This is a genomic window from Streptomyces sp. NPDC006516, assembly GCF_040611875.1.
Taxonomy (GTDB): domain Bacteria; phylum Actinomycetota; class Actinomycetes; order Streptomycetales; family Streptomycetaceae; genus Streptomyces.
This window is the reverse complement of record NZ_JBEXPD010000016.1, coordinates 77,315-104,312: the sequence shown is the minus strand read 5'-3', so window position 1 is coordinate 104,312 and position 26,998 is coordinate 77,315. Positions and strand designations below refer to the sequence as shown.

The 26,998-nt window shown below is 71.2% G+C and carries 26 protein-coding genes; 9 read left to right on the top strand and 17 right to left on the bottom strand.

Going from position 1 to position 26,998, the window contains the following annotated elements:
* The first annotated feature begins 95 nt into the window (after nt 1–95).
* Nucleotides 96–1,115, top strand: coding sequence for a LacI family DNA-binding transcriptional regulator (locus ABZY45_RS31085; protein ID WP_356745363.1), 1,020 nt, complete (start codon nt 96–98; stop codon nt 1,113–1,115).
* A gap of 81 nt (nt 1,116–1,196) precedes the next feature.
* On the opposite strand, the gene ABZY45_RS31080 is transcribed toward ABZY45_RS31085, so the two are convergent.
* Both ABZY45_RS31080 and ABZY45_RS31075 read right to left on the bottom strand, forming a co-directional pair.
* Nucleotides 1,197–4,538, bottom strand: coding sequence for a LamG-like jellyroll fold domain-containing protein (locus tag ABZY45_RS31080; protein ID WP_356745361.1), 3,342 nt, complete (start codon nt 4,536–4,538; stop codon nt 1,197–1,199).
* Nucleotides 4,539–4,710: 172 nt separating this feature from the next.
* Nucleotides 4,711–7,146 (bottom strand): GH92 family glycosyl hydrolase, encoded by a 2,436-nt coding sequence (locus ABZY45_RS31075; RefSeq protein ID WP_356745359.1) that lies wholly within the window; start codon nt 7,144–7,146, stop codon nt 4,711–4,713.
* A gap of 220 nt (nt 7,147–7,366) precedes the next feature.
* Between ABZY45_RS31075 and ABZY45_RS31070 the strand changes: the two genes are divergently transcribed.
* From ABZY45_RS31070 to ABZY45_RS31040, 7 genes are all read left to right on the top strand, one after another.
* Nucleotides 7,367–8,101 (top strand): VOC family protein, encoded by a 735-nt coding sequence (locus ABZY45_RS31070; RefSeq protein WP_356745445.1) that lies wholly within the window; start codon nt 7,367–7,369, stop codon nt 8,099–8,101.
* A 131-nt stretch (nt 8,102–8,232) separates the two neighbouring features.
* Nucleotides 8,233–8,793 carry a quercetin 2,3-dioxygenase gene (locus tag ABZY45_RS31065; protein ID WP_356745357.1) on the top strand — a complete coding sequence of 187 codons (561 nt, stop codon included), beginning with the start codon at nt 8,233–8,235 and terminating at the stop codon, nt 8,791–8,793.
* A gap of 5 nt (nt 8,794–8,798) precedes the next feature.
* Nucleotides 8,799–8,948: a DUF1427 family protein gene (locus ABZY45_RS31060; RefSeq protein ID WP_356745355.1), complete on the top strand. Its 150-nt coding sequence runs from the start codon at nt 8,799–8,801 to the stop codon at nt 8,946–8,948.
* Nucleotides 8,945–9,238, top strand: coding sequence for a DUF1427 family protein (locus ABZY45_RS31055; RefSeq protein ID WP_356745353.1), 294 nt, complete (start codon nt 8,945–8,947; stop codon nt 9,236–9,238). Before ABZY45_RS31060 ends, ABZY45_RS31055 begins: the two co-directional genes overlap by 4 nt.
* Nucleotides 9,225–10,193, top strand: coding sequence for an amidohydrolase family protein (locus ABZY45_RS31050; protein WP_356745351.1), 969 nt, complete (start codon nt 9,225–9,227; stop codon nt 10,191–10,193). The genes ABZY45_RS31055 and ABZY45_RS31050 overlap by 14 nt, the downstream gene beginning before the upstream one ends.
* A gap of 36 nt (nt 10,194–10,229) precedes the next feature.
* Nucleotides 10,230–11,141, top strand: coding sequence for an alpha/beta hydrolase (locus ABZY45_RS31045; protein WP_356745349.1), 912 nt, complete (start codon nt 10,230–10,232; stop codon nt 11,139–11,141).
* Nucleotides 11,142–11,216: 75 nt separating this feature from the next.
* On the top strand, nt 11,217–11,660 hold the full coding sequence (locus ABZY45_RS31040) for a MarR family transcriptional regulator (protein ID WP_356745347.1): 444 nt from the start codon (nt 11,217–11,219) through the stop codon (nt 11,658–11,660).
* Between the two features lie 57 nt (nt 11,661–11,717).
* Here ABZY45_RS31040 and ABZY45_RS31035 read toward each other — a convergent pair whose 3' ends face one another.
* The 4 genes from ABZY45_RS31035 to ABZY45_RS31020 form a co-directional block, all read right to left on the bottom strand.
* Complete coding sequence (locus ABZY45_RS31035) at nt 11,718–13,619, bottom strand: rhamnogalacturonan lyase (RefSeq protein WP_356745345.1); 1,902 nt, start codon at nt 13,617–13,619, stop codon at nt 11,718–11,720.
* A 37-nt stretch (nt 13,620–13,656) separates the two neighbouring features.
* Complete coding sequence (locus ABZY45_RS31030) at nt 13,657–13,995, bottom strand: DUF1232 domain-containing protein (protein WP_356745343.1); 339 nt, start codon at nt 13,993–13,995, stop codon at nt 13,657–13,659.
* Nucleotides 13,996–14,036: 41 nt separating this feature from the next.
* Nucleotides 14,037–14,294 carry a WhiB family transcriptional regulator gene (locus ABZY45_RS31025; RefSeq protein ID WP_356745341.1) on the bottom strand — a complete coding sequence of 86 codons (258 nt, stop codon included), beginning with the start codon at nt 14,292–14,294 and terminating at the stop codon, nt 14,037–14,039.
* A gap of 124 nt (nt 14,295–14,418) precedes the next feature.
* Entirely contained in the window at nt 14,419–15,276 is an 858-nt protein-coding gene (locus tag ABZY45_RS31020) for a helix-turn-helix transcriptional regulator (protein ID WP_356745339.1), read from the bottom strand.
* 163 nt (nt 15,277–15,439) lie between these two features.
* Here ABZY45_RS31020 and ABZY45_RS31015 point away from each other — a divergent pair, with 163 nt between their 5' ends.
* The gene (locus ABZY45_RS31015) at nt 15,440–16,033 is read left to right on the top strand and encodes an ATP-binding protein (protein ID WP_356745337.1); all 594 of its coding nucleotides are present in this window, start codon (nt 15,440–15,442) and stop codon (nt 16,031–16,033) included.
* An 18-nt stretch (nt 16,034–16,051) separates the two neighbouring features.
* Here the strand turns inward: ABZY45_RS31015 and ABZY45_RS31010 are convergent, their stop codons facing one another.
* From ABZY45_RS31010 to ABZY45_RS30960, 11 genes are all read right to left on the bottom strand, one after another.
* Nucleotides 16,052–16,771: a ribonuclease H gene (locus tag ABZY45_RS31010; RefSeq protein ID WP_356745336.1), complete on the bottom strand. Its 720-nt coding sequence runs from the start codon at nt 16,769–16,771 to the stop codon at nt 16,052–16,054.
* A 94-nt stretch (nt 16,772–16,865) separates the two neighbouring features.
* Nucleotides 16,866–17,363, bottom strand: a complete 498-nt coding sequence (locus tag ABZY45_RS31005) for a peptidylprolyl isomerase (protein ID WP_356745334.1) — start codon at nt 17,361–17,363, stop codon at nt 16,866–16,868.
* A gap of 160 nt (nt 17,364–17,523) precedes the next feature.
* Nucleotides 17,524–18,057: a lamin tail domain-containing protein gene (locus tag ABZY45_RS31000; protein WP_356745332.1), complete on the bottom strand. Its 534-nt coding sequence runs from the start codon at nt 18,055–18,057 to the stop codon at nt 17,524–17,526.
* 343 nt (nt 18,058–18,400) lie between these two features.
* A complete protein-coding gene (locus ABZY45_RS30995; protein ID WP_356745330.1) occupies nt 18,401–18,634 on the bottom strand; it encodes a hypothetical protein in 234 nt (77 codons plus the stop codon).
* Between the two features lie 89 nt (nt 18,635–18,723).
* A complete protein-coding gene (locus ABZY45_RS30990; RefSeq protein WP_356745328.1) occupies nt 18,724–19,146 on the bottom strand; it encodes a DUF6221 family protein in 423 nt (140 codons plus the stop codon).
* Nucleotides 19,147–19,265: 119 nt separating this feature from the next.
* The gene (locus ABZY45_RS30985) at nt 19,266–21,722 is read right to left on the bottom strand and encodes a SpoIIE family protein phosphatase (protein WP_356745326.1); all 2,457 of its coding nucleotides are present in this window, start codon (nt 21,720–21,722) and stop codon (nt 19,266–19,268) included.
* A 54-nt stretch (nt 21,723–21,776) separates the two neighbouring features.
* Nucleotides 21,777–22,694 carry a PfkB family carbohydrate kinase gene (locus tag ABZY45_RS30980; protein WP_356745324.1) on the bottom strand — a complete coding sequence of 306 codons (918 nt, stop codon included), beginning with the start codon at nt 22,692–22,694 and terminating at the stop codon, nt 21,777–21,779.
* Nucleotides 22,691–23,680, bottom strand: a complete 990-nt coding sequence (locus tag ABZY45_RS30975) for a zinc-dependent alcohol dehydrogenase family protein (protein WP_356745322.1) — start codon at nt 23,678–23,680, stop codon at nt 22,691–22,693. The genes ABZY45_RS30980 and ABZY45_RS30975 overlap by 4 nt, the downstream gene beginning before the upstream one ends.
* Nucleotides 23,680–24,558: a carbohydrate ABC transporter permease gene (locus tag ABZY45_RS30970; RefSeq protein ID WP_356745320.1), complete on the bottom strand. Its 879-nt coding sequence runs from the start codon at nt 24,556–24,558 to the stop codon at nt 23,680–23,682. Before ABZY45_RS30970 ends, ABZY45_RS30975 begins: the two co-directional genes overlap by 1 nt.
* The gene (locus ABZY45_RS30965) at nt 24,555–25,520 is read right to left on the bottom strand and encodes a sugar ABC transporter permease (protein WP_356745318.1); all 966 of its coding nucleotides are present in this window, start codon (nt 25,518–25,520) and stop codon (nt 24,555–24,557) included. The genes ABZY45_RS30970 and ABZY45_RS30965 overlap by 4 nt, the downstream gene beginning before the upstream one ends.
* Entirely contained in the window at nt 25,517–26,875 is a 1,359-nt protein-coding gene (locus tag ABZY45_RS30960; RefSeq protein WP_356745316.1) for a sugar ABC transporter substrate-binding protein, read from the bottom strand. Before ABZY45_RS30960 ends, ABZY45_RS30965 begins: the two co-directional genes overlap by 4 nt.
* Between the last annotated feature and the right edge of the window lie 123 nt (nt 26,876–26,998).

Sequence of the window (26,998 nt, the reverse complement as noted above, 5' to 3'; positions counted from 1 at the left end):
CAAGAGTGGTGGCGCACGAAGTGGGGCACCACCTGTTACGGTCACTGCGCAGAGGGCGCGGTCCGCCGCCCCGCGCACAAAGGGACAGGAGCACCGTGGCCGCGAGACTCAAGGACGTCGCCGAGCTCGCGGGCGTGTCCGTGCGGACCGTCTCCAACGTCGTGAGCAACACGGCCGCCGTCGCCCCGGACACGCGTGCGCGGGTCATGGCCGCGGTGGAGGAACTGGGGTACCGCCCCAATCTCGCCGCCCGCAATCTGAGGCAGGGGCGCACCGGGCTCATCGGACTGGTCGTTCCCGAGATCCACTCCCCCTACTTCGGGGCGCTGACGGGTCTTCTCATCGACGCGGCCCAGGCGCGCGGCTGGACGGTGCTCCTGGAGCGGACCGGCGGGCGGGCGGATCTGGAGAGACGGCTTCTCGACGGCTCGAAGGGCCAGCAGGTGGACGGGATGATCGTCAGCCCTTGGTCAACGCCTCCGGCCGAACTCGCCTCACTCGCGGGCAGCCTGCCCCTGGTCGTCCTCGGTGAACTGGACCCGCTCGGGTCGATCGACCATGTCGCCCTGGACAACGTGGCGGCGGCGCGAGCCGCCGCCCGGCACCTGGTCTCGCTGGGCCGCCGGCGCGTCGCCGCGATCGGGCTGCAGTCCGCACTCGGGCACGGCACGGCCGAACTGCGTGCCGAGGGCTTCCGGCTGGGGCTGGAGGATGCCGGGCTGAGCCCGGTGGCCGAGATCGAGGTGGCAGATCTGCACCGTGCGGAGGGCGCGCGAGCCCTGCGTGAACTGCTGCTCCTGCCCGAGTGCCCGGACGCCGTCTTCTGTTTCAGCGACGAACTGGCCCTGGGGGCCCTGCGTGTGGCGGCCGAACAGGGCGTGCGGGTGCCGGAGGACCTGGCGGTGATGGGGTTCGACGACATCGAGGACGGCCGGTTCTCCACCCCGTCGCTCTCCACGATCGCCCCGGACCGGGAGCAGATCGCCGAGCGCGCGGTGCAATGCCTCGCCGAACGCGTACTCGGCCGGCTCGACGCCCTGCCGGCGCGCCGGGTCGTCGTCCCGCACCGGTTGCTGGTCAGGGAGAGCACCGGAGCCGCTGTCTCCCCCGTGTGACCCGGATGCGGATGTGCCCGCGCTCCCGGCGGTGCGGCGCTGTCGCTCGCACCGCCGGGAGCGGTCGTCCGGGCCGGGGCCCTACGGCTGTTCGCCGTCGTGCAGCGCGGTCACCTCCTGGTCGGTGAGCGCCTTGTCGTACACCTTCACCTGGTCCACGGAGCCGTTCCAGAAGTCGGTGTTCGCACCGCCCCACTTGGCACGGCCGACGGACAGCGCGCCGGTGCTCACGTCGGCGGTACCGGCCGCCGCGGTGGCGGCGAGTTCGCCGTCGACGTACAGCTTGATCTCGTCACCGCTGCGCACGCCGACGAGGTGGTACCACTGGCCGAGCTCGGGCTTGATCTCCAGCCGGGCGCGGTGGGCGCCCGGAGTGGAGAAGGCGAACCCGCCCTGCCCGTACTGGAGGTAGAACGGGTTCTCCTGGCGTCGGCCGTCCTGGCTGACGACGGTGGCGTAGTTGCCCGGCAGCGCGTCCAGCGACGCCCAGGCCGAGACGGTGTAGTCACCGGTGGTGTCGACGACCGGTCCTTCGGTCTGGGCGTACTGGCCCTCGCCGTCGAACTTCAGCGCCGAACCCCGGACGCCCGGCGCCCAGGACGTGCCCTCGGAGAGGGTGAGGTCCTTGTGGTTGGGGCCGCTGTCGGCCGCCGTGGTGCCCCTGTTCTCGTCCAGGGACCAGGCGCCGCCGCCCTTGACCTCGTCGCGCTCGCCCGCGGCGGCTCCGGCCGCGATGACCTCCTCGTTGATCTTCCGCACCTTGGCGGCGTCGACCTTGATCTCCCGTCGGTCGTACGTCCAGAGGCCGTTGAGCTCGTTCTCCAGGTCGGTCACCTGGGTGTAGATGGAGCCGGACAGCTCGGCGCCGGCCGCCTCCAGGTAGTACGTGCGGGTGTTGTCGACGTACTTGGCGGTCAGGGCGTCCTTGTCGGCGACACCGCTGTAGATCGCGGTGGGGGCACCGGGCCACATGCGGCCGGGGATGCGCAGGGTGAAGCCGCCGTGCTCACCGTCGATCGCGGCACGCGTCTCGTCCGGGAAGGCCGGGTCGGTGTTGTTGTAGTCGTGGTGGTCGATGATGTCGCCCTTGCCGGAGTCACCCTTCGAGTTGCAGCAGTTGACACCGCTGTGGGCACTCACGACACGCGACGGGTCGGCGGCCTGGACCTTCTCGGTGATCTTGCCGGTCTCGGTGCGGTCCCACTCGCCCCAGCCCTCGTTGAAGACGATCCAGGCACCGATCGACGGGTAGTTGTGCAGCTGCTCCATCATCTCGGCGCCCTGGTCGAGGAAGGCCTTCTGGCCCTTCTCACCAGTGATGTTGCCGGAGACGAAGTCCTGCCACACCAGCAGCCCCAGCTGGTCCGCGTGGTAGTACCAGCGGGCCGGCTCCACCTTGATGTGCTTGCGGACGGAGTTGAAGCCGAGGTCCTTCTGCGCCTTCAGATCGAAGACCAGGGCCTTGTCGCTGGGCGCCGTGTTCAGGCCGTCGGGGTAGAAGCCCTGGTCGAGCTGGGCGAGCGAGAAGAACGGCTTGCCGTTGAGCACGAGCTTCTGGTAGCCGCCGACCTCGGCGACGCCGAACGAACGCATACCGAAGTAGCTGTCGACGGTGTCCTTGGAACGGCCGTCCTTGAGGGTCACCTCCAGGTCGTACAGGTACGGGTCGTCCGGCGTCCACAGGTGCTGCCTGGCGACCGGGAGGCTCAGCTCACCGTTGGCCGGACCGGTGACCGTCCCTACGACCTTGCCCTTCCTGTCACGGGCGACGGCCGTGACCCTGGCGGAGTCGGACGCGTTCTCGGAGTTGACCGTTACCGAGAGACGGCCCTTGCCGATGTCAGGAGTCGTCTTCAGCGAGTCGACCGCGGCCGGAGCGACGGGCTCCATCCAGACGGTCTGCCAGATGCCGGAGGACGCGGTGTAGAAGATGCCGCTGGGGTTCGCGGACTGCTTGCCCGTCGGCTGGTCGGCCCCGGTGGTGTCGGTGACCGCGACGACGATCTCCTGAGGGCCGCTGCCCTTGAGTGCGTCGGTGATGTCGGCGCTGAAGGCTGTGTAGCCGCCCGTGTGCTCGGCGACCTGCTCGCCGTTGACCCAGACCCGCGCGTGGTGGTCGACGGCGCCGAAGTTGAGCTTCAGACGGTCGTCACTGCCCCGCTTGCCGACGGACCAGCTCTTGGGCACCGTGACGAGCTTGCGGTAGAACATGTGGTCTTCGTGGCGCTCCAGCCCGGAGAGCTGGGACTCGACGGGGTAGGGCACGGTGATGCGCTCGTCGAGCTTCTTGCCGAAGACGGGCTGCTCACCGGCAGCGGCTCCCGCGAACTCCCACTGGCCGTTGAGGTTCTTCCAGTCGTCGCGGACCTGCTGCGGCCTGGGGTACTCGGGCAGCGGGTTGTTGCGGTCGACCTTGTCGCCCCACGGCGTGGTCAGCCGGTGCGTGGAGAGGTTCTTCGCCCTGCGGCTGATCTCCGGGACGGTCTCGTCACCGTTCTTCAGGCCGCCCTGACCGTCGTACGCGAACCGGACCTGCTGGCCCTTCTGGACGGCCGCGTCCAGCGTGACGACGAGCGCCTTGCGGTTGCCGGACGCCCTGACTGCGGACTTGACGGGCATCGGCGTCGTGTCCGCTTCGACCTCGAGGTGGTCCTTCAGGTCCTCGACGCCGCTGAGGTCGTGGTCGAACGTCGCCTGCAGCTTCAGACCGTTCTCGGCGACGCTCAGCGCGACCGGGTAGACCTCGAAGTCGGCGGGCGGGGTGAAGGCGGACTCGGGCACGATCTGCTTGGCGAGATCGGCACTCGACCAGCGCAGGAACATGTTCGCCCCGCCGACGTCCTGGAACATCTCCAGCCGGAAGGTGTGCTGCTCACCGGCCTTCAGGGCGACGGGCGCGCTCGTCTGCTCCTTGTCCCAGTCGGGCACCCAGTGGTCGATGACCGGCTTGTCGTCGATGAAGAGCCGGAAGCCGTTGTCACCGATCGCGGAGAAGGTGTAGTCGCCGTCCTTCGGCGCCGAGATCTGCCCCGTCCAGCGGGCGGTGGTGTGCTCGGTCCGGCCGGTGGCCGACTCGAACGCCCCGGTCAGACCCGGGAAGTTGATCTCCGGGTCGAGCGCGGTGGCGCCGAGCTCGGCGAAGTCACGGACGCCCGGCGCGGACATGGCGAAGTATTCGCCCTTGAGTCCGTGCGGCTCGGTGGACGGGTCGTCCTTCACGAACGCCGATGCCGAGGCGGCCCCTTCGGCGGGAGCGGCGGCGGGAGCGGCGGAGGCGGCGGTCGGGACCAGGGCGGCCCCGACGGGAAGCAGCAGCGCCGCCGTACAGGCGAGCGTTCTCAAAAACGTGCGTGGGCGGGCTAGTTGTCGTATCAAGGCGTCGTCCTCGTCGAAGAAGCCGGAGTGCTCCGAACCGCGAAGCACTGCACATAGTCGAACATTGAGCCACAGCCTCAAACACCTGACAACGGTCGTGCACGCAGAATTTTCAACGATAGAAAATCGAGACCTCGCTCCTGCCCGGCGCCGGGCATGCCGGACCCGGTGGCCGGCGCCTCGCCGCCCACCGGGTCCCGGTCCAGGCTCTGTCGGGGTGTTACCGCGGGAGACCCGCAGGTCCGGTGGCCCAGGACGTGTTCGGCCGGTCCGCGAGCCGGTAGGTCAGCGCACCTCCCCTGGTGACCAGCCGGGCGTCCGTCCACGACCTGTCGCTCGCCCGTCCGTCGACCGCCACCGCGTCGATGTACGGATGTGTCGCATCGGCCTGCGGGGCGCTGATGGTGATGTCCCCGCCCTGCGACCGGTCGAGCACGGCCGACGGGAAGAGCGGCGCCCCGAGCAGCATGGTGGCGCTGCCCGGCGTCTGCGGATAGATGCCCAGGGCAGAGAAGACGTACCAGGCCGACATCGTGCCGAGGTCGTCGTTGCCGGGCAGACCGCGCGGGCCGGTGCCGTACACCGTGCCGACGATCTCGCGTACGGTCTCCTGCGTCTTCCACGGCTGCCCGAGCGCGTTGTAGAGCCACGGGGCGTGGATGCCCGGCTCGTTGGTCGGGTCGTAGCGCAGCGCGTCACCGCCCTTGACCGACCAGGAGCCGTCCGCCTTGTGGAAGAACGCGTCCAGTCGCTTCGCCGCGATGTCCCGGCCGCCCATGGCCTCGGCCAGGCCCTGCACGTCCTGCGGGACCATCCAGGTGTAGGTGGCGCTGGTCCCCTGCGCGAACCCCCGGTCACTGCCCGGGCTGAACGGGGTCACCCAGGAACCGTCGAGGTTGCGCGCCTGGATGTAGCCGGTGGTCCCGGAGCCGTCGCCGGCCTCGGGGTTGAAGACGTTGCGCCACCAGGTGCCGCGCTCCTCGAAGGCGGCGGCCTCCTCGTCACGCCCCAGGAGCCGGGCCCACCGGCCGAGCGCCGCGTCGGCGACCGCGTCCTCCAGTGTCTCCGCCGCGCCGCCCCAGCAGTGGCAGACGTCCTGGGCCGCGTAGTGGGACTCCAGGTACTGGGCGAGGTTGGGGCGCTGCCCGGTGCACTGGCCGGGGCAGCCCGCGTCGGAGAGGCCGTCGGGGTGCGGCACCGTGGCCTGGCGGGCCAGCGACTCGAAGGCTCCCTCGTAGTCGAAGTTGCGTACACCCATGGCGTAGAACGTGGCGAGGGTGGCGGCCGTGGGGTCACCGGTCATGACGTGTGTGGCGCCGTTGACGTGCACCCAGCGGTCCCAGACCCCGCCGTTCTGCCGTGCGAAGTTGTACAGGGACTGGGCGAAGTCCCCCGCGATCCTGGGCTTGAGGAGCGCGAGCAGCTGGATCTGGGCGCGGTACTGGTCCCAGCCGGAGAAGTTGCTGTACTGCGCCTTCTGGCCGCGCGTCACACGGTGCGGCTTCCCGTCCATCCCGGGGTAGCGGCCGTCGGTGTCGCTGATCAGGTTCGGCTGCATCAGCGAGTGGTACAGCGCGGTGTAGAACGAGGTGCGCTGTGCGTCGCTGCCGCCTCCGATCCGTACGGAGGCGAGCTCGCGGTCCCAGGCGGCGGCTCCCGCCCGGGCCACGTCGTCGACGCTCCGCCTGGGCGCGATCTCCTTGCGGAGGTTGGCTTCGGCCCCGGCCTGACTGACGTAGGAGATGCCGATGCGCATGCGGACGTCGTCGTCGGCCGAGGTGTCGAACCCGACCCATCCTCCGGAGCCCCGTCCGGCGCGGTCGGCGCCCGTGGCGTAGCCCTCGCCGCCGCGGCCGCTGGTCGCACCCGGTGCGAGGGTGTTGTCGCGCCAGGTACCCGTGGAGGCGAAGTCGCGGTCGAAGGACGCGCTGAAGTAGAGACGGTAGTAGCTCTTGCGGTTGTTGGTGCCGCCGTTGGCACGCCGGCCGCAGAACGCTCCGGTGAGGACCGAGCCGGTCACCTTGCGGTGGGCGGTGTCGATCTCGATCTCGGCGTCCTCGCTGCCGTTGAGGGAGTTGGACACCCTGAAGAGCAGGTTGGCGGGCTTGTCGGCCGGGAAGCTGAAGTCGGCCACGCCGGCACGCTCGCTCACGGCCAGGTCTGCGGTGGCGCCCGAGTCCAGCCCCACGGTGTAACGGCCGGGCACGGCACGTTCGTTGTCGTGCGAGAAGCCGGAGGCGTAGACGGCGTCCTTGGAGTCGGCCGACGGCGAGGAGGTGACGTCGCCGACGAACGGCATGATGGGCACGTCACCCGCGGCGCCTGGGTTGCACCCGGCACCGTTGACGTGGGTGAGGCTGAGTCCGCGCATCCGGGTCACGCCGTACTCGTAACCGTTGGCCGCCCCGGTGCTCGTCTGGTCGCCGGTGGTGCTGGTGGGCGACCAGGCGATCATCCCGTAGGGGCGGACCGCGCCGGGATAGGTGTTGCCGCCGTTGGCCGTGCCGATCATCGGGTCGACGTAGGCCGTGGGGTGCGCGACGAGCGGGGCAGCCTGCGCGGCCGGGGGCAGGACGGCCCCGGCCAGGGCCCCGGTCAGGACGAGAGCGGCGGTCCGTGCGGTGAACCGCCGGGCCGGGGACGGTCTGGAGGGCATGTTCTCGGGATACCTCCGGTAGCGGGGACAACGTTGTCAGTACCGCTCGGTGCGCGGCGCGGGACAGCATTGATCGATTACGGCCGAGCGTAGATGCCCCTGACGTTCCAGGGAACGCCCTCGACGGTGCCGAGCGGTGAACGAGTGGTGAACGGGGCCGGGAGGGACGCCCCTGACACGATGTGACCTGCCGGACAGGCCGAGCCACCCCTGAAGGAGCATCGTGATCCTCTGGACGTACGCCTTCGTCGACCGCCCCGCCCCGACCGCCGGACGCGCCACCGCGTTCTGGGGCGCGGTCACCGGGACCCTTCCTTCCGCACCCTGGGGCGAGCGGGGCGAGTTCACCACACTGTCCCCGGACGGGGCGGACGCCTGCCTGGTGACACAGGCCGTGGGCGGGCCGGGCGGCGCCCATCCTGATTTCGCCGTGGAGGACATGACCGCGTTCGGTGCCCGGGCGCGGCAGTTGGGCGCAGTGTCCGTGTCGACGAGCCCGGAGCTGGCCGTGATGCGCTCTCCCGGCGGCCAGGCGTTCTGCGTCGTCCCGTGGCGCGGACAGCGGACCCGCCCGCCCGTCGTCACGCAGCCGGAGGGCATGACGAGCCGGCTGGACCAGCTCTGCCTGGACGTGGCACCCGCCGCGTTCGACGCCGAGGTGGCGTTCTGGGCGGAGCTGACCGGCTGGGACTCGCGCCCCGGCGACCACCGGGAGTTCCACGTGCTGCGCCCGCCGGCAGGCGTACCGGTGCGCCTGCTCGTCCAGCGCCTGGACGAGCCCCGCGCCGCTTCGGCCCATCCGGACCTCGCCTGCTCGGACCTCGTAGCCGGACGGATCCTGCACGAGCGGCACGGCGCGCAGTTCGTCGGCGACGGTGACGGATGGACGGTGATGCGGGACCCGGCTGGCGGCGTCTACTGCCTCACCGGACGCGATCCCGCCACGGGGGAATAGACCGCCCGGGCCGTCGCGCCCGGCCTCACCCCAGGCCGAGCCACCCCGCGACTCCGTTCCCCACCCCTTCACGCCCACAAAAACGTCAGGTAGCCTGACGATTCCATCGGAGCCGATCCCGGAGGTCCGCCGTGACCATGGAGTACGCCACCTCGTACCGCACCCGTTCCCACATCCCCCCGGAGCCGGGCAAGCCGTATTTCATCGAGAAGGGCATGGGTGACCGCGCCCACCTCTTCGGTGACCTCGTCACCGTCTACGCCGGCGGGGAGCAGACCGAGAACGCCTTCAACTTCTTCACCGTCGAAGGCGCGAAGGGCGACATCATCCCCGCCCACCTGCACGCGGACACCTACGAGGTCTTCTACATCGGCAGCGGCGCCGCGCGGCTCTTCGTCGAGGACCAGGAGGGCGAGCAGTACGAGAAGCTGCTGACCACCGGCGACTTCGGTTTCGTACCGAAGAACTGCCCGCACGCCTACCGGATCGAGCGCCACAACAGCCAGATCATCGGTGTGGCCGCGGGACCGGGCGGGACCTTCGAGCGCTTCTTCGAGAACCTCGGTACGCCGACCGATGAGCTGACCCTGCCGCGCGAGCCCTTCGTGCCCGAGCCGCACAAGTTCGGCACGGTGCCGCAGCGGTTCGATGTGCGCTTCATGCCCGAGCAGCAGTGGCGCACCCAGGGGTGACGGCCATGTCCTACGTCGGCGCGCTGGGCGCGGGCCTGTTCACAGGCGTGCTGTACGCGGTGCTCCGGGTGAAGTCCCCGGCGCCGCCGCCGACGGCCCTGTTCGGGCTGCTCGGCATGCTGCTGGGTCAGGCACTGCTGGCGGCCGTCCTGTGAGCGCGCGCGACGCGGGGCCCGCGTGGCGCGGGGCGGCCGTCTCGCTCGCCGCCGGTCTGCTGATGGGGGCCGTCTACCAGCTCATGGGCGTCACCTCCCCCGCGCCGCCGCTGATCGGCCTCACCGGGCTCCTCGGCATCGTCCTGGGCGAACGCGGTGTCGCGGCCTGCCGGGAGAGGTCCGCCCGGCGGGACTCCGGCCACCCGGTCACCCCCGCCGCCCCGAACAGCACCCGGCGCCCACCGCGCCCGGGTGAACACCCACAGGAGAGTCACGATGGCAGGCAGTGAGAACCCCGGACTCGTCGACGTCCACGCACACTTCGTGACCGACTCCTACGTGCGCCGCGCACGGGCCGCGGGCCACGAACTCCCCGACGGCGTCCCCGCATGGCCCAGCTGGTCGGCCACCGAGCATTTGGAGCTGATGGACCGCGGCGGAATCAGCACCGCCGTGCTGTCGGTGTCCTCCCCCGGGGTCCACTTCGGGGACGACGCGGCGGCGCGTGCCCTCGCCCGTGAGGTCAACGAGGACGGCGCGCAGACGGTCCGCGACCATCCCGGGCGCTTCGGGCTCTTCGCGTCCCTGCCGCTGCCCGACATAGAGGGTTCGCTGGCGGAGGCCGCCTACGCCCTGGACGTGCTGGGGGCGGACGGCGTCGTCCTGGAGACCAACACCCACGGCGTCTATCTGGGCGACCAGCGCCTCGAACCGCTCTTCGCCGAACTCGGACGCCGTGAGGCCGTGGTGTTCGTGCACCCCACGTCACCGGTGTGCTGGGAGCAGTCGGCACTGGGCCGGCCGCGCCCGATGGTGGAATTCGTCTTCGACACCGCGCGGACGGTCACCGACCTGCTGTTCGCCGGTACGCTGCTGCGTCATCCCGGGCTCAAGGTCGTGGTCCCGCACTGCGGCGGCGCGCTGCCCGTGCTGGCCGACAGGATCAACGGCTTCATGCGGTTGTTCATGCCGTCCCAGGACGGTGCCCCGGACGCGGTGGCCCAGTTGCGGGAGCTGTACTACGACGTGGCCGGCCCGGCGTTCCCCCGGCAGGTGCCGGCTCTGCTCAACCTCGCCAGGCCCGAACGGCTGCTGTACGGCAGCGACTACTGCTGGACCCCGGCGCAGGCCGCCGTCGCCCACGCTGCCGCGTTCACCGGCGCTCCGGACCCGGTGGAAGGCACGTCCTGGCCGGCGCTGACGACACGTAACGCCCGAGGGCTGCTCCCCCGCCTGTCCCGCTGACAGGCTGTCCCGCCCGCACCTCACGAAAGGCCGGCCATGACGCCACCCGATGTCCCGCCCGTACCCTTCGAGTTCCCGGCCCCGCCCGATCCCGCCGCACTGCCGCTGCCGCCGGCGGCGCATCCCGCGCCCGGGGTGAAGCTGCTGCGGGGCGTGGTGTACGAGATGCACAGGGGCAGCCGGCCCCTGGAGCTGGACCTGTGGCTGCCGGCGGGAGGTGACGCGCCCGCCCCGGTAGTCGTCTTCGTGCACGGCGGCGGCTGGCGCACGGGGCTCCGGGACGACATGGGGCCCCGTTTCCGGTCGTGGCGGCCCGGACCCTTCGCCCGGCTCGTCGAGGCCGGCTTCGCGGTCGCCTGCCCGGACTACCGCCTCAGCGGCGAAGCGCACTTCCCCGCGCAGCGGGACGACCTGGCCGCCGCGCTGCGCCTGCTGCACGGCCGGGCGGGCGAACTCGGCATCGACGCCTCCCGGACCGTCCTGTGGGGCGAGTCCGCGGGCGCGCACCTGGCCGCCCACACCGCGCTCACCACACGGGCGATGGGCATCGCGCCGGTGCGCGGGTGCGTGTGCTGGTACGGGCCCAGCGACCTCGGCGCTCTCGCCGAGGACCACGGGGGTGCCTTCGACCCCGACGACCCGGGCACCTTCGAGGCGCTCCTCCTCGGCACGGCGCCCGGCACCGACGCGGGGCGGGCGAGGGCGGCGAGTCCCGTGGCGCACGTCACCGCGCAGGCCCCGCCCTTCCTCCTCCTGCACGGCACGGCCGACACCGTGGTTCCCGCCCGCCAGAGCGTCCGGCTCGCCGAGGCCCTGCGCGAGGCGGGGGTGTCCGTCGACCTGCGCCTGGTCGAGGGCGCACAGCATCTGTGGACCGGGATCTCCGACGAGCGGCTCGCGGAGTGCTTCGGGACGTCCGTGGAGTTCGCCCTCGGGCGCACCCGCTGACGGGGCGGCAGGCGGGGGGCCGCGCGGGGGCGAGCGGTCGATATGCTCGGGTCTCCCCCTGCCCCACGAGGAACGATGACCGACGCCGCACGGAACATGCCCCAGCTGCTCAGCGAAGCCAAGCGCTGGTTCGACGACGCACTGCTGGCCGGGATGCGGGCCGCGGGTGAGCAGCCCGTGACCGCGGCGCAGGCGGCGGTCTTCGCGTCCCTCGATCCGGAAGGCACCTCGATCTCCGAGCTGGCCCGCCGGATGGGAGTCACCCGTCAGACCACGCACCAGGCGGTGCACAGCCTGATCGGCATGGGAATGCTGGACCAGACGGCGGATCCGGACTCCGCCCGGTCCCGGATCGTGCGCTTCACCCCCGACGGAGCCCGCGCCCACGAGCGGGCGCAGATCATGCTCGCCGAGATAGAGGCCATCCTGGCCGAGCGCATCGGGGACCAGGCCGGCCGGCTGCGCGACATCCTGTCGCGCCCCTGGGGCGAGCCGCCCCAGCTGACGGCCAGTTTTTGAACCGCACGCGAACGGGCTGTGGCCCCCTCGGGAGGGGCCACGGCCCGCTCGGTCGCGCTACGGCGTGGTGATGTCCGGCCGGGGCGCGGTCGCCATGCCGCTCCCGATGGCGAAGCTGGGGTGCGGCGGCTGGTTGTAGGCGGTGTTCTGCCACGCGAGCCCCGTGCGGTACATGGTGTCGTGCAGCAGTGTCGTGATTTTCGTACCGGTCTCGTGCGGCGTCGAGTAGATCCGCAGGGCCGTGTTGTCGGTGGTCGGCCAGACGACCTCCTCGCGCCAGTCGCCGAAGATGTCGCCGGAGAGGGCGGGCGTGGCCTTCGTCCCGTTGCTGGAGTGGACCGAGGCTCCGGTCAGCAGCCGGGTGTCGGACGAGGTGCCGTACTTGTCGATGTGGGTGCCGTCGAGGAGCTCACGGGTGGTGTCGCCGTCCCACCAGGACAGGAAGTTCGAACTGGACGGCTTACGGCTGCTGACGACGTCGCCCTTCGGGCCGCGCACCCCGGAGACGACGGACGACCAGGACTCGGCGCCCGCGCTGCCGGACCAGATGTCGGCGGACACGCCGCGCCCGTTGTCGCCGCTCGCCGGGGTGGACCAGAGGATCTGACCGGTCTTGACGTCCGCCATCCACGAGGACGGCTTCGAGCTGTCCTCGTCGACCTTGAACTCCTCGAGACCCGCCCTGGACGGGTCGAGGTCCCCCACGTGCATGGCGTCGCCGTGGCCGTTCTTCGTCGTCCACAGCCCGCTGCCGTTGTCGTCCACGGCCATGGCGCCGTAGATGATCTCGTCCTTGCCGTCACCGTCGGCGTCGGCGACGGACAACTGGTGGTTGCCCTGGCCGTCGTAGCCCTTGCCGGTGTTGGTCGAGCTGTTCGTGTCGAAGGTCCAGCGCCGCGTGAAGGCGCCGCCCCGCCAGTCCCAGGCCGCGATGACGCTGCGCGTGTAGTAACCGCGCGCCATGATCAGGGAGGGCCTCGCGCCGTCCAGATAGGCCGTGCCCGCGAGGAAGCGGTCGACCCGGTTGCCGTACGAGTCGCCCCAGGAGGACACCGTGCCGCGCGCGGGGACGTAGTCGACAGTGCCCATCGCGGCACCCGTCTTCCCGTTGAACATCGTCAGGAACTCGGGGCCGGACAGGATGTAGCCGGAGGAGTTGCGGTAGTCGGCGGAAGAGCTCCCGATGACCTTGCCTGCTCCGTCGACGCTGCCGTCGGCGGTCTTCATCGCCACCTCGGCCTGGCCGTCACCGTCGTAGTCGTACACCTGGAACTGCGTGTAGTGCGCGCCGGAGCGGATGTTGCGCCCCAAGTCGATGCGCCAGAGCCTGGTGCCGTCCAGCCGGACCCCGTCGATGATCGTGTTGCCCGTGTAGCCGGACTGGGAGTTGTCCTTGGCGTTGGTGGGCTGCCACTTCAGTACGAAGTCGAGGGCGCCGTCGCCGTCCAGGTCACCCACGGAGGCGTCGTTGGCCTCGTAGGTGTAGGCGACCCCGTCGGGTGTGGTGCCTCCGGAGGGCGGGCTGATGGGAACGTCCTTGTACCCGGCGCGGAACTGGATCGCGTGCACCGAGTCGGCCTGCTCCACCCCGTTGACGACCGCCCGCACCGTGTAGTCGGCGGTGGCGGGCGCGCCGGAGTGGAAGTAGTTGGTCGACGCGGTGACCGGCGAGGCGTTGACCTTGGTGCCGGCCCGGTAGACGTTGAAGGAGACGTTGTCGGGGTCGGTACCGAGCCAGCGCCAGCTGACGAGGTTGCCGCTGTCCGTGTGGACGCTCACGACACCGCGGTCGAGCGCCTCCGCCTGCCGGGCGGTGGCGGCCTGCGAGGTGGGGCTGAGGGCGACGAGCCCGCCTGCGGCGAGCAGCCCGGCCGTCAGTGCGCCGACGAGCGCACGCGTACGGGTGATGCGGTGTCTGCGGTGGGGAGGGGAGTCGGGGCGGGGAAGGGGAGGCTCCACGGGAGGCACCTTCTGGCAGGGGATGGCTTACGCCCCCTCAGTTGCTGCCCGACACCGAAAGGTTGCCGCCGGCTTCCTTCGGCGTGGCGCTCCCCCGTCCCCGCCCCGCGCCGGCCGCGTGCGCCGCTGCGTGCAGCGAGCGCAGGGCCAGCAGCAGGAAGCCGATGTCGTCCAGGTAGACGGGGTCCGGCAGAAGGTCGACCGGCGAGACCGTGTAGATCACGGCCGCCCAGACGAGGGCCTTGCCGCGGAAGGGGACTCCCGCGTCGACCAGCAGCTTCCTCGCCCGGATCACGCGCACCAGGAGGACGGCGGCGAAGCCCGCCACGAGCAGGAGGACGAGCGCGCCGATGCCGAGCCATACCCAGGTGTCCATGGCTCATCTTCTCCCGGCGCGGCGGCCGGGGCCGACGGGCGTCATCCGTGGCTCCTGGCCTGGCGCCGCGACCGGCGGCGCTTCAGGGCACGCCGTTCGTTCTCGTCCATGCCTCCCCACACGCCCGCGTCCTGGCCGTTCTCCAGGGCCCAGTCCAGGCACCGTTCCTGGACCGGGCAGGTCCTGCAGACCGCCTTGGCCTCCTCGGCCTGTACGAGCGCCGGGCCACTGCTGCCGATGGGGAAGAACAGGTCGGGGTCCTCTTCGCGGCACGCCGCGAGTGTGCGCCAGTTGTCCATCTTTCTCACTCCCTGTCGAGCGGGACGGTCCCGCCGATCGCGTGGTTCGCGCTTGGTTGCTACGGGTTCCGCACTGTGTCGCGTGACCGTCCCCGGCCGTTCGAAACCCCAACAGGCCCGTTCTTCAGAGGTTTCCGGCACTTCCGCCGTCGATCGGCAGGGGTGTGCCCGGGTGCGGAGCACTGGCGCAGGCGCCGTCGAGACGGATGCGGTAGTCCATGACGACGCCGGGTTCGTCGATGATGTCCACCTTGCTTCCGGGAATCTCCAGGACCGCGCGGTCACCGATCTCCGGGGCCGCCACCCGGAGCAGGTGCAGGGCCGGGACGCCGGTCATGGGGTGCGGCGGAAAGCCGAGGGGCACGACCTGGACCGTGAGGTGCTGCCGGTGTCCGGCCTCCTCGAGCAGCGCCCGCTGCCCCCGCATCACCTGCGGGCCCCCGACCCGGGTGTGCAGGGCCGCGGCGGGACAGAGGGCCCACAGCACCGCTCCGCTCTCCTGGAGGCGCCGCTGTCGCTCCCCGAGCAGCTCGACACGCCTCTCCCGCCGTGCGGGGGTCTCGTCGGGGTGCAGGGCGCGGCACAGCGCCGCCTCGTAGTCGGGAGTGCGCAGGAGCTCGGGAACCAGTGCGGGATGCCAGGTCCGCACGAGCCGGGCGGAGGACTCGATGCCGATGACCTCCTGCTGCCACGGCTCCATCGTGTCCCGCCAGCGATGCCACCAGCCGGGCAGGTTCGCCGCGGCAAGTCCCGTCATGATCGGCTCGGCCTGGGCGGCGGGCACCCCGTAGCGCTCCAGGAGGACACGGACCTGATGGGCGTCCAGCCCGGTCTCCGCACGCTCGATGCGCCGTACGGTGGCGGGGTGTGCACCCAGTGCCACGGCGGCGGCCTGGAGACTGACGCCCGCGCGCTCCCGCAGGATCCGCAGGCGCGCGGCCAGGACGCGGTGCTCGACCGTGGGGCCGGATCGGGGCCTCATCGACGCACCTTCCTCGCGGGCTCCCGCACGGGGTGGGCCCGGCGCGGAGCGGGTTCCCGGCGCGGAGTGGGTGCCGCCTGGACGTAGCACCGATGAACATAAGCGGAATTATTCGTTCATTCTGTCCCTTGCAAAGTATGCCCTTTGCACGGAGAGTACGAACATGTCGGAAATAGTCGCGTGCGTGCGCCTCGCCTCGGAGAGCTCGGGCGGGCGTAGCGCACAGAGCTGGTGGATCCCCCGCCTCCCCCATGGCGTCCCCGAAGCAAGGCACCGCGTGCAGGAAGCCATGCGGAGCTGGGGAGAGCCCGACGAACGCGTGGAGACCGCCGCCCTGGTGGTGACCGAGCTGGTCACGAACGCCGTGGAGCACACGGCGGGCCGCCGGATCCGGTGCCGCCTGCTGCGCACCTCCGGCCGGGTCCGCATCTGCGTGTGGAACCGTCGCCTGCGGCACGGGCCACCACTGCCCGGCCCGAGAGTCCCGGCCGCGAGGCCCCACACACACCGCGACGGGCGGCTCACCGGCCCGCACGGCACCGCCGGGGAGCGACTTCACGCTCCCCGCATGCCCGACGGCATGGAGGGCCCCGGTCCGGCGCCCCTCACGGGACGTGAGGGGACGGACGAGCCGGACGGATTCAGTCTCGCCTCGATAGCCGAAGGCGGACGTGGCCTGATGCTGGTGGACACGCTGGCGGCACGGTGGGGCACCCGCACCAGCGTCTCCGGCCGGCTGGTCTGGGCCGACATCTGAGCACCTGGACGGCTCGCCTCAGACGAGCGCCCGGCACTCCGGGTGGCCCCAGCCGTTCGGATTCTTCGCGATCATGTCCTTGGCGGCATACGGCTTCCCGCACTGGCACCGGCCGGCGAATCTCGCCTTGATCGTCGTACCGGACCGGGCCGGCGCACCGGAGCGCGCGGATCCGCTCCCCGCTCCGCCTCCTGCCGCGCCCGTGGACCGCGTACCGCCCGACCGGCTCTTCGTGGAGCGGGCAGGGGCCGGTACCGGCAGGTCAGCCGTGCCGTGGGCGGTCCCCGCCGCCTGCTGCGAGACGGCCACCTCGCTCGCGGCCTGGTCGGCCAGCGCGTTGAGCGGATCGCCGTCCACCTGATGGGCCGGCACGTAGCGGAACTCCACGCTGCGCCCGGACAGCAGTTCGTCGATCCCGACGACCAGTTCACGGTTGGCGACCGGCTTGCCCCCCGACGTCTTCCAGCCGTTGCGTTTCCAGCCCGGCAGCCACTTCGTGACCGCGTTCATCGCGTACTGCGAGTCCATGCGCACCTCGACGGGCACGGTGGGATCGGTGGACCTCAGCAGCTCCAGCAGGGCGGTGAGCTCGGCGACGTTGTTCGTGGCCGTGCCCAGCGGGCCCGCCTCCCACCGCTGGGGGCTGCCCTGGCCGTCTGCCACGACCCACGCCCAGGCCGCAGGCCCCGGATTGCCCTTCGATGCCCCGTCACACGCGGCGATGATGCGCTCGTTCATGCCCCTGATCATGCCAGCCCGAAGATCCGGGGCCGGATGTACCGCGTGCGGGGCCCCGGCCGGGAACATCCGGCCGGGAGCCCCGTCAGGTGCGTCAGAGAACGCCGGAGGCGGAGACCGCGATCCGCGCCTTGGTCTTGCCGGACTGCGAACCGTACGACTCGATCTTGCGGACGAGCTCCATGCTGGACTCGTCGGCGACCTCGCCGAACACCACGTGCTTGCCGTCCAGCCACGGGGTGACGACGGTGGTGATGAAGAACTGCGAACCGTTGCTGTTCGGGCCGGCGTTGGCCATCGAGAGCAGACCCGGCTTGTTGTGCTTGAGGGTGAAGTTCTCGTCGGCGAACTTCTCGCCGTAGATGCTCTTGCCGCCGGTGCCGTTGCCGTTGGTGAAGTCGCCGCCCTGGAGCATGAAGTCCGGGATGACGCGGTGGAAGGGCGAGCCCGCGTAACCGAAGCCGTGCTCACCGGTGGCCAGCGCGCGGAAGTTCTCCGCCGTCTTGGGGGCCACGTCGTCGAAAAGGTTGAACACGATCCGCCCAGCGGGCTGGTCGTCGATGCTGATGTCGAAATACGCCTTGATGGTCATGAGGCCATCCTGACATCACCGGCAGCCTCACGTTGCACAGCCCCCGCCCGACGCGGCCGCGGACCCGTGTGCGGACGGTCACGAGAAAGGCGTACCACGGGGGTGAGCCGTGGTACGCCCGTCACTCAGGGAGAACGCCGCTTCCCCCTAGTCACCTCGTTCAGCGGTTGCCGCGGTGCCCGCCGTCACGATGCCCGCCGTCACGGTGCCCGCCATCGCGGTGGCCGCCGTCACGGTGCCGGCCCCAGGACTCGGAGTCGATCTTGCGCCCGCGGTTGTCGCGGAGGGTGGCGGTGTCCCTGCTGTCCCACACGTAGTTGCGACGGTCCTGGTAGACGTCGTGCCGGGTGTCGCGGCCCACACCGGTGTGGACGCGGACCGAGGAACGGCCTGCGAGCCGCAGGTCGAAGGTGTACGAGCGACGGCTCTCGTCGGTGAGCGTCCAGCCACGGAGGTTGACGGTGTGGCGGCTGGTGTTGGTGACGGTGACCCACTCCGCGTTCAGGCTGCGGTTGGAGCCGTTGTCACGACCGGGGCTCTCGTACTGGATCTCGCCCAGGACGACCGCCGAGCGGTGGGCGGGCCGGCTGTGACCGTGGTCCCATCCATCGGCCGTGGCGGGCAGAGCCGCTGCTCCGAGCAGTGCGCCCGAGGCGAGCAGGGTGGCGGTGATCCGTCGTGCGGAACGGGACATGGAAACCCCTCATCATGCGGGCCCGGAATGGGACTCCAGGCGTTTTCTCCGATCCCGGCGTAGTGCCGGGAACGCAAACTTTGTCCCGCTTTCGAGGTGGCTGGAAGGTGTCCCGCTTCGTGTGACGAAGTACGGACATTTCTGTCACACACAACTGCATTCGGCATGAATTCCGGCGGTCGTAGACCTGTCAACCGTTGATCATTGCACCGACCCTTTCAGGGCCCCGTTCCGCAGGTCGAGGCGCCCCGTTCACCCCCGCTCCACCACCCCGGGCGCCCATGACCGGAACAGGCGGATCCGTGTAACAGGAGCGAGAGCGCTTGCCTGGACAGGCATTCCATTACCGCCTGGACAGGAGCTCACGCGTTCGAGCCCTCAGGACCCAGCGCGAGGGGGCGATTTTGGGCCGCTGCCCGCCGCTGGTGACCAGGGCGTTGACCGACGTCATCGGATCCATCGCCGACGCCCTGGCCAGCAGGACTCCGACGGCCAGCGGCAGCAGGGTCACGGCCAGCGCCGTTCCGGCCGTGGTCAGGGTCTGGATGCGAGGGCGCGTCGGCGCGTCGGGGAGCATGGTCCCCATTCCACCGGCACCGGGCCGCGCCGGTATCGGTCCGGGTACTCAGACGCGTGGCGCCGCCCTACTCATTCCGGCCCCGGCCTTCACCCGGCCTCGGACGGCGGGCCCCAGTGGGAGAAGCGCGGCAGCCACTTCACCCGGTAGTCGGGGTGCCCCGCGTGTTCGGCGGCCATCTGACGGACGACGAACCCGAGCCCGACGGCGCGGCCCGAGGCGAAGTCCTGGGCCGGCCGGTCGGTGTCCAGGGCCGCGATCTCCTCGTACTCGTCCAGCAGTACCCGAGTGGTCTCGATGCGGCGCAGGGTCCGGGCGGGGTCCTGGAAGGCGATGTGCCGGTCGTAGCCACGCGACCGCACGACGAACGCGATGCCGCTCGTCCGGTCGTGCACCTCGCCGGGCGCCTCGGCCGGGGTGCGCCAGCCGTCACCGCCGGCTTCCCGCGCGATGAGCTCCTCGTCCGCGAGGCGCGCCCGCACGAAGGCCAAGAGGTCCGAATTGTCTGCCATCTGGTTCCGCATCCTTCTTGGTAACCGCGGCCGATCCTCGTTCACCGCCGCGGACCCGTTCTGCCCGACCAGCAGAGGATGCCTCACCCGGGCGTCCGGCCCGCAGCCCGGGGCGAGGTTCAGCGGGCTGTGTCCCGGCGGGCGGCCAGCAGGAGCGCGATGTCGTCGGGGCGGTCGTCGTCCAGCCCCGCCCGTGCGATCACCCCGTCGGCCGCCTCGGCCAGCGGCAGGTGGCCGACGTCGGCCAAAGTGCTGCGCAGCCGCTCGATGCCCTCGTCGATGTCCGCGCCCGCCTTCTCCACCAGTCCGTCCGTGAACAGTGCCAGGACCGCGCCGGTCTCCAGCCGCAGCGCGGTGACGGGATACGACGCCTCGGGGGCCACGCCGAGTACCACTCCCCCGGCGAGGTCCAGCACCTCGGTGCCGCCGTCGGGGTGCCGCAGTACCGGCTGGGGGTGCCCGGCGCGCACGGCCGTGGCGTCGCCCGTGAGGGGGTCGAGCAGCACGTAGCAGCAACTCGCGAACTGACCGGGGTCGAGGCCGATGAGCAGCCGGTTCGTGGCGCTCATGATCTCCTGCGGCCCGTGCCCGATGAGCGCGAAGGCACGTACGGCGCTGCGCAACTGGCCCATGGTGGCGGCTGCCGCGACACCGTGTCCCTGCACGTCCCCGATGACCAGGGCGAGGCCGCTGCCGGTCTCGATGACGTCGTACCAGTCGCCGCCGACCTCGATGTCCTGGGTGCCGGAGAGGTAGCGCCCGACCGTGGCGACCTGTTCCACGTGGGGCAGCCGGTGCGGCAACAGCGCGTCCTGGAGCCCACGCGCCAGAGCGGACTCGGTGTCGTACCGCTGCGCGCGCTGGAGGGCCTGGGCGATGAGACCGGCGAGCGCGGTGAGGGCGGTGCGCTCCTCGGGGCTGAAGCCGCGCGGCTGGTCGAAGCCGAGGATGCACGAGCCGACCGGGCGGCCCGAGGCGATGAGGGGCAGGAAGGCACGGGCTCCGACGTCGGTGTCCATCGGGATGCCGGGGTAGGCGTCGGCCAGTTGCTCCATGGACTCGAAGAAGAGCGGCCGCCCGGTCGTGAGTGTCTCCACGCCGGGGATGTGGGCGTCGAGGCCGACCCCGTCGAAGCGGTCCAGGAAGCCCATGGGAAAGCCCGTCTCCCACGCCATGCAGAGGCGCCGCTCGTGCTGGAGGTAGATGGCCAGCTGCCTGCCGCCGAACGCGGGAAGGAGTTCCTCGGTCACCACGGCGGACACCTGACGCGCCGTGACGGCCTCCGTCAGCGCGATGGCCAGGGCCACCGGGCGGTACAGGACGGCGGTGCGCTCGTCCGACGCGCCGAACCCTCCTCCGGCAGCGGCGGTGGGCTCGGGCGCGTGACCGGGCCGGCCGGAGGGGCTGAGGGTGACCGTGACCCCGTCGCGGCCGGGGAACATCGCCACCGACAGCCACTGCGTCGGAGTGTGCCGGGCGAGGAAGTGGACCGGGTCGTCGGAGAACAGGGCGGCTCGGTGGTGGTCCTCGTACGCCGGGTTCGCGAAGAAGGGCAGGGCATCCCACAGGATCCGGCCGGTCAGCTCCTCCCGGGTGCGGCCCACGATCTCCTCGGCCCTGCGGTTGGCGTAGGTGATCCGGCCGGTGCGGTCGAAGGAGAGGATGCCGCGTGGGACCCGGCCGGCGGTCTCCGGGACGACGGGTCCCGATCCCGGGTCGAGCAGGACGCCCGCCAGCCGCCCCTCCGGTTCCCCGGTGCCCTCCTGGGGGACGCGGGTGAGTTCGGCCACGAGGGGGCGGGCGTCGGCCCCCCACAGGCGCATCCGGCGCACGGGGGGCTCTGCCGACCGCGCGGTCTGCCTCCCGAGGACGAGCAGGCCGTGCACGTCCTCCGGCCGCAGCTTTGCCGTCAGTGCTTCCATGGTGCGCGCGGGCGGCGTCGTGGACCCGAGACCGAGCAGCGCGTGGGCTTCGCCGTCCGCCGTGAGGGCCCCGCTGTCCACGTCCCACTCGAAGCGCCCGATCCGCAGCGGCCGGCCGGACTCCGAGGGCAGCCGCAGCAAGGCGGGCTCGCCGTCCCACTCGACCGCCGCACCCTCCTGTTCCAGGGCGGTGAGATCCTCGCCGAGCCGCCGCGCGACGGCCTCCATCGCGTGCCGGTCGGCTCCGCTGACGGGGACACCACGGGTGGCGTAGCGCAGCACGACGAGCACGCCGGCGGGTGCGGTTCCGCACAGCACGGGTACGCACAGGCATCCGAAGGGGAAGGGCAGCCCCGCCATGAGCTGCGGGAACCGCCGCATGCTGTCCTCCGCGTCGCCCAGGTACACGGGGGCGCCGGAGCGGTACGCCTCGGCCACGGGGAAGGGCCGGTTCACGTGCATGCGCCACCACGGCCGCATCAGCGAACCGGGCAGCCCCGCGAGCACCGCCAGCATCAGGAGGTCCGGCGTGCGGGAGCGCAGGTAGACGCCGCCGGCGTACCCTCCGCCGGCGTCGACGGCGCTCACCACGGCCTGGGCGAGCACCGCCGGCAGCCCGCCGGGCGTTCGGCTGCCATCGGGGCTCCAGGTCACACAGCCAGGATGCGCACCCGTTCCCGGGTGCGCATGTCCACGGCCGTGCTTCCCTCAGGTGCCCGCGGGTACCGAGGGCTCCGTACCGGCCCGCCCGCACACCGATGCGGCGGCCTCGGCGGCGAAGGACAGCATGTCCCGCACCGTCTCAGGGTCCGGGCTCGCCGTGAAGGAGCCGAGGTCTCCCATGCGGCTGAGCAGGCCCGCGGCGAACGCGTCGCCGGCCCCGATGGTGTTGACGACCTCGACGGGAACCGCCGGGACGGACACGGGCGGGGCGGTGGCGGTGTACGCCGTGCTGCCCCGGGCGCCCCGGGTCAGGACGACCAGCCGCCCTCCGGCGGCCAGCCTCCGGCAGGTCTCCTCGGGGCCGGCGCCGGGCCACAGGTGTTCCAGGTCCTCGTCGCTGGCCTTGACGACGTGTGCGAGGCCGCACAGTGCGCGCAGGGCCGCCGAGCCGTTGCCGGGGCCAAGGGTGCGGTCCCGGCGGACGTTGGGGTCGACCACCAGGAGGGAGCCGGAGGCGGCCGCGTGCGCGGTGGCCCGTACGGCGGTGGCCGCCGGCTCCACGACGGCCGCGAGCCCGCCCACGTAGACGGCGCCGAAGCGGGAGGTCTGCGCGGAGAGGTCGGGCAGCCGGAAGGTCGCCGTGTCCTGGAGGTGGAAGTGGTAGCCGGTGCCCTCCGTGCCGGGATCGGCGACGGCGAGCGCCGTGGGCAGACCGGAGCGTGTGCACGGCGTGAGGTCGACCCCGGCCGCCGCCAGCCGCGCCTCGATGGTGCGGGCGAAGCCGTCGCCGCCCAGACCCCCGGCGAACACGGTCGTGGTCCCGAGCCTCGCGAGCCCGACGGCGACGTTGGCCGCCGCCCCGCCGAACTGCGCGGCCCGCAGGTCCCCCTCCCCGGCCACGGGTACGAGATCGATGAGGGCCTCACCGAGCACGAGGACGGAGGCGGGCCGTCCGCCCCTCACGGTTCGACCACGATCTTGCGGCCGATGCCCGCCTTGAAGCGGTCGATGGCCTGCGGGTACTGGTCGAGCGGCAGCCGGTCGCTGATGAAGACGGCCGGGTCGAGGACGCCGGTGGCGAAGAGCGCGGCGGCGCGTTCGTAGCTGTGCAGGACCGCCATCGATCCGGTGATGGTGATCTCCTGGTTGTAGATGCGGTACGGCTCGATCACCGCCGTCGTGGCGTAGTCGGCCACCCCGAACTGGAGGAACGTCCCTCCCTTGGCCACCCGGCCGAGGCCGTCCTGGATGGCCGCAGCGTTACCGGTCGCGTCGATGACGACGTCCCAGCCGCCGGGCCGGTCCAGTTCGTCGGCCCCGGCCGCCGAGCGGGAACAGCCGAGGAGGGCGGCCGTGGCGAGGCGGTCGGGGTTGACGTCGAGGACGTCGACGCCCGCGGCCCCGGTGCGCTTGGCGAGCTCCAGCATCATCAGGCCCATGGTCCCCGAGCCGTAGATGAGCACTTCGGCGCCGAGCGTGCTGCTGAGGACGTCGTACCCCCGGACCGCGCAGGACAAGGGCTCGATCAGGGCCGCGTCCTTGACGTCGATGTGCTCGGGCAGCTTCACGCAGTTGGCCACGGGTGCGACGGCGTACTCGGCCGCGCCGCCGGCCACGGTGACGCCGATGGCGGCCCAGCGCTCGCAGAGGTTGCCGCGCCCGATGCGGCAGTAGCGGCACTCGTGACAGTGCAGGGAGGGGTCGACGGCCACCAGGTCGCCCACGGCCAGCTCCGTGACCTCCTGGCCGACACCCACGACCTCCCCGGCGAACTCGTGGCCGGGGACGAGGGGCAGGGACGGTGCGAACTCGCCCTGGAGGATGTGCAGGTCGGTGCCGCACAGTCCGCACGAGGCGACCGAGACGACGACGTCGCGCGGGCCGGGGTCGGGGTCGGGGACGGTGGTGACGGAGACCTTGCCGGGGGCTTCGACGATCGCTGCCCGCATTATTTCACTGCTCCAAGAGACAGGCCCTGGACGAGTTTGTCCTGGGCGGCGTAGCCGGCGGCGAGCACCGGCAGGGACACGACGACGGACGCGGCGCACAGCTGGGCCAGGAAGAGGCCCTGGCTGGTGACGAATCCGGTGAGGAAGACGGGCGCCGTCTGGGCGACGACGCCGGTGAGCACCCGTGCGAAGAGCAGCTCGTTCCAGCTGAAGATGAAGCAGATGAGGGCGGTGGCGGCGATGCCCGGCGCTGCCATCGGCGCGACGACCCTGCCCAGGACGGTCGGCAGCCTCGCGCCGTCGACCTGGGCGGCCTCGATGACGGAGACCGGTACGTCGGCGAGGAACGACTGCATCATCCAGACGGCGATCGGCAGGTTCATCGAGGTGTAGAGCAGGACGAGGAGCCAGATGTTGTCCAGCAGCCCGGCGTTCTTGGCGAACAGGTAGACGGGCAGGAGCCCGGCGACGACGGGCAGCATCTTCGTGGAGAGGAAGAAGAACATCACGTCCGTCCACTTGCGGACGCGGCGGATGGACAGGGCGTACGCCGCCGGGAGCGCCAGCAGGAGCACCAGAACCGTGGAGAAGAAGGAGGCGCCCAGGGAGTTGAGCAGCGGTGGCCACGGCGTCACTCCGGTGTCGGCTCCGAAGAAGGCCCGGTAACCGTCGAGGGTGAGCGGCGCGAAGAGGGAGGGCGGGTTGGTGGCGGCGTCCGGCTCCGCGTGCAGCGAGGTCAGCAGCATCCACAGCGCGGGCAGGCAGAAGGCGAGTCCTGCCGCCCAGGCCAGCAGGCCGAGCGCCGTGTTGCGCCGTTTGGCTCTGCGCAGGGCCCGTCGCGCGGACGGGGCCGGCGCGGGGACGGTGGCAGTGGTCATGCGCGGTTCGCCTCCTCACTGAAGAGGGACGAGACGGTCCGGAGCGCGAAGGTGGCGATGATGATCGTGCCGATCACCACGACGACTCCCGCGGCGGACGCCAGTCCGTATTCGTGGGCCTGGTAGAAGGTCTGGTAGATGGTGTACGGAAGGTTGGCGGTGCCGAGCCCACCGGCGGTGATCGTGAACACCGCGTCGAAGTTCTGCACGATGTAGACAGCACCGAGCAGAACCCCGAGTTCGAGGTATCTGCGCAGGTGAGGCAGGGTCAGGTAGCGGAAGGTCTGCCAGGCGCTCGCCCCGTCGAGCCGTGCCGCCTCGACCACCTCGGCCGGCCGGCTCTGGAGCCCCGCGAGCAGGATCAGCATCATGAACGGCGTCCATTGCCAGACCAGTGCGGCGATCACGGCGAGCAGCGGCATCTCGGCGATCCAGTCCGGCTGGCTCGGGCTCGTGTCGCCGAAGAGCTCACCGACCCAGCTCAGGGCGCCGTTGAGGAGGCCGTACTCGGGGTTGTACAGCGCGTGCTTCCACAGCAGGGCGGCGGAGACGGGCACGATCAGGAACGGGGTGATGAGCAGGGTGCGGACCATGCCCCGGCCGAAGAACGTACGGTCGAGGAGGAGTGCGAGGGCCAGGCCGAGCACCACGGTGGCGACGACCACGCCCACGGTCAGCAGGATCGTGGTGAGCACCGAGTCGCGGAGTGCCGCGTCGGTGAACACGGAGACGTAGTTGTCCAGTCCGTTGAAGGCGCGCTTGTCGGGCCTGAGGGAGTTCCAGTCGAAGAGGGAGATCACCAGGGTCGCCACGAACGGCAGCTGGGTGACGGCGATCAGGAACACGAGCGCGGGCAGGAGCGGCGCCCTGGTGGCCCAGGCCCGGGGGCCGGGCCTCCTGCGGGCCGGGGCGGCGGCCTGGCCGGGTGGTGACTGCGGGGTGGTGCTGACAGCTGTGGTCATCGGTACTCCTTGGCGACCTCTTCGGCCAGCTTCTGGGAGGTGGCCAGCGCCTTGTCGACGGACTGGCGGCCGGCGATGGCCGCGCTGATCTCCTGCGCGACCCGGGTGCCGAGATCGGTGAACTCGGGGATGCCGACGAACTGGATCCCGGGCACGGGGCGCGGCTGCGTGCCGGGATTCTCGGGGTCCGCCGCGGAGATGGCCTGCTCGGTGACGTCCGCGAACGCGCCTGCCGCCTTGCGGTACTCGGGGTTGTCGTAGGTGGAGGCCCGTTTGCCGGCCGGCGCGTCGGCCCAGCCGCTGGTCTCACCGACGAGCGATTCGTACTCCTTCCCGGAGGCCCAGGAGACGAATTTCCAGGCGTCGTCGGCCTTCTTGGACGCCTTCTGGATGCCCCAGGCCCAGGTGTAGAGCCATCCAGAGCTCTTCGTCTCCTCGACCGGGGCCGGTACGTAGCCGATCTTCCCCTTGACCGGGGAGCCGGCCGCCTCCAGTGAGCCCGCGCCCGCTGTCGCGTCGTACCACATGGCGGTCTTGCCCTGGGTCATGTTGTTGAGGCACTCGGCGTATCCGGACTGGGAGGCCCCGCGCTCGCCGTGCTCGCGCACGAGGTCGACGTAGAACTTGGTGGCCTTCTTGAACTCGGGCGAGGTGAGCTGCGGTTTCCAGTCCTCGGTGAACCAGGTGCCGCCCATGGTGTTGACGACGGTGGTGAGCGGAGCCATGAGCTCCCCCCAGCCGGGCAGCCCGCGCAGGCAGATGCCCTTCATGCCGGGCTCGGCCCCGTCGGCCTCCGCCGCGAGTCCCGCCACCTGTTGCCAGGTGGGGTGCGGGGGCATCGTCAGCCCCTTCGCCTCGAAGACGTCCTTGCGGTACATGAGGAAGGACGACTCGCCGTAGAAGGGTTCGGCGTAGAGCCTGCCCTCGGCGGTGAGCGATTTCCGCAGGGGTTCGAGGATGTCGTCCTGATCGAACGCGGGGTCCTGTTCGGCGTACGTGTCGAGGGGGTGCAGCCAGTCGTTCTCGGCGAAGAAGGGCACCTCGAAGTTGCTGATGGTGCCGATGTCGTACTGGCCGGCCTGGTTGGAGAAGTCCTGGCTGATCTTGTCGCGTACGTCGTTCTCCGGGAGCACCGTGAAGTGGACCTTGATGCCGGTCTCCTCGGTGAAGTGCTCGGCGGTGAGCTTCTGCAGTGCGAGCATCTGCGGGTTGTTCACCATCAGGACGTTGAGCGCGTCACCCCCTCCGAAGGCGGTGCCGCCCGCTCCCGCGCACCCGGCGGTGAGAAGGACCATCGCTGCCGTGCCCGCGACCGCACGCACGCGGATCCCACGGCGTCGTTGCTGGTGGGGCATAAGTAGATCTCCTGTATCGGTCGTAGCGGCTCGTGTGTCGGCGCCCCGTGCCGTCGGTGCTCCTGCCGTTCCGGGGCATGGCTGGTCCGCCCTCCGGCTCCTCACCGGGGCGAGGAGCCGGAG

What these genes read in the sequence shown, in the direction of transcription:
- ABZY45_RS31075 (WP_356745359.1), bottom strand. Translation starts at nt 7,146, where the DNA reads ATGCCCTCCAGACCGTCCCCGGCCCGGCGGTTCACCGCACGGACCGCC.
- ABZY45_RS31060 (WP_356745355.1), top strand. Translation starts at nt 8,799, where the DNA reads ATGTCCTACGTCGGCGCGCTGGGCGCGGGCCTGTTCACAGGCGTGCTG.
- ABZY45_RS31050 (WP_356745351.1), top strand. Translation starts at nt 9,225, where the DNA reads ATGGCAGGCAGTGAGAACCCCGGACTCGTCGACGTCCACGCACACTTC.
- ABZY45_RS31045 (WP_356745349.1), top strand. Translation starts at nt 10,230, where the DNA reads ATGACGCCACCCGATGTCCCGCCCGTACCCTTCGAGTTCCCGGCCCCG.
- ABZY45_RS31040 (WP_356745347.1), top strand. Translation starts at nt 11,217, where the DNA reads ATGACCGACGCCGCACGGAACATGCCCCAGCTGCTCAGCGAAGCCAAG.
- ABZY45_RS31030 (WP_356745343.1), bottom strand. Translation starts at nt 13,995, where the DNA reads ATGGACACCTGGGTATGGCTCGGCATCGGCGCGCTCGTCCTCCTGCTC.
- ABZY45_RS31025 (WP_356745341.1), bottom strand. Translation starts at nt 14,294, where the DNA reads ATGGACAACTGGCGCACACTCGCGGCGTGCCGCGAAGAGGACCCCGAC.
- ABZY45_RS31020 (WP_356745339.1), bottom strand. Translation starts at nt 15,276, where the DNA reads ATGAGGCCCCGATCCGGCCCCACGGTCGAGCACCGCGTCCTGGCCGCG.
- ABZY45_RS31015 (WP_356745337.1), top strand. Translation starts at nt 15,440, where the DNA reads ATGTCGGAAATAGTCGCGTGCGTGCGCCTCGCCTCGGAGAGCTCGGGC.
- ABZY45_RS31010 (WP_356745336.1), bottom strand. Translation starts at nt 16,771, where the DNA reads ATGAACGAGCGCATCATCGCCGCGTGTGACGGGGCATCGAAGGGCAAT.
- ABZY45_RS31005 (WP_356745334.1), bottom strand. Translation starts at nt 17,363, where the DNA reads ATGACCATCAAGGCGTATTTCGACATCAGCATCGACGACCAGCCCGCT.
- ABZY45_RS31000 (WP_356745332.1), bottom strand. Translation starts at nt 18,057, where the DNA reads ATGTCCCGTTCCGCACGACGGATCACCGCCACCCTGCTCGCCTCGGGC.
- ABZY45_RS30995 (WP_356745330.1), bottom strand. Translation starts at nt 18,634, where the DNA reads ATGCTCCCCGACGCGCCGACGCGCCCTCGCATCCAGACCCTGACCACG.
- ABZY45_RS30990 (WP_356745328.1), bottom strand. Translation starts at nt 19,146, where the DNA reads ATGGCAGACAATTCGGACCTCTTGGCCTTCGTGCGGGCGCGCCTCGCG.
- ABZY45_RS30975 (WP_356745322.1), bottom strand. Translation starts at nt 23,680, where the DNA reads ATGCGGGCAGCGATCGTCGAAGCCCCCGGCAAGGTCTCCGTCACCACC.
- ABZY45_RS30970 (WP_356745320.1), bottom strand. Translation starts at nt 24,558, where the DNA reads ATGACCACTGCCACCGTCCCCGCGCCGGCCCCGTCCGCGCGACGGGCC.
- ABZY45_RS30965 (WP_356745318.1), bottom strand. Translation starts at nt 25,520, where the DNA reads ATGACCACAGCTGTCAGCACCACCCCGCAGTCACCACCCGGCCAGGCC.
- ABZY45_RS30960 (WP_356745316.1), bottom strand. Translation starts at nt 26,875, where the DNA reads ATGCCCCACCAGCAACGACGCCGTGGGATCCGCGTGCGTGCGGTCGCG.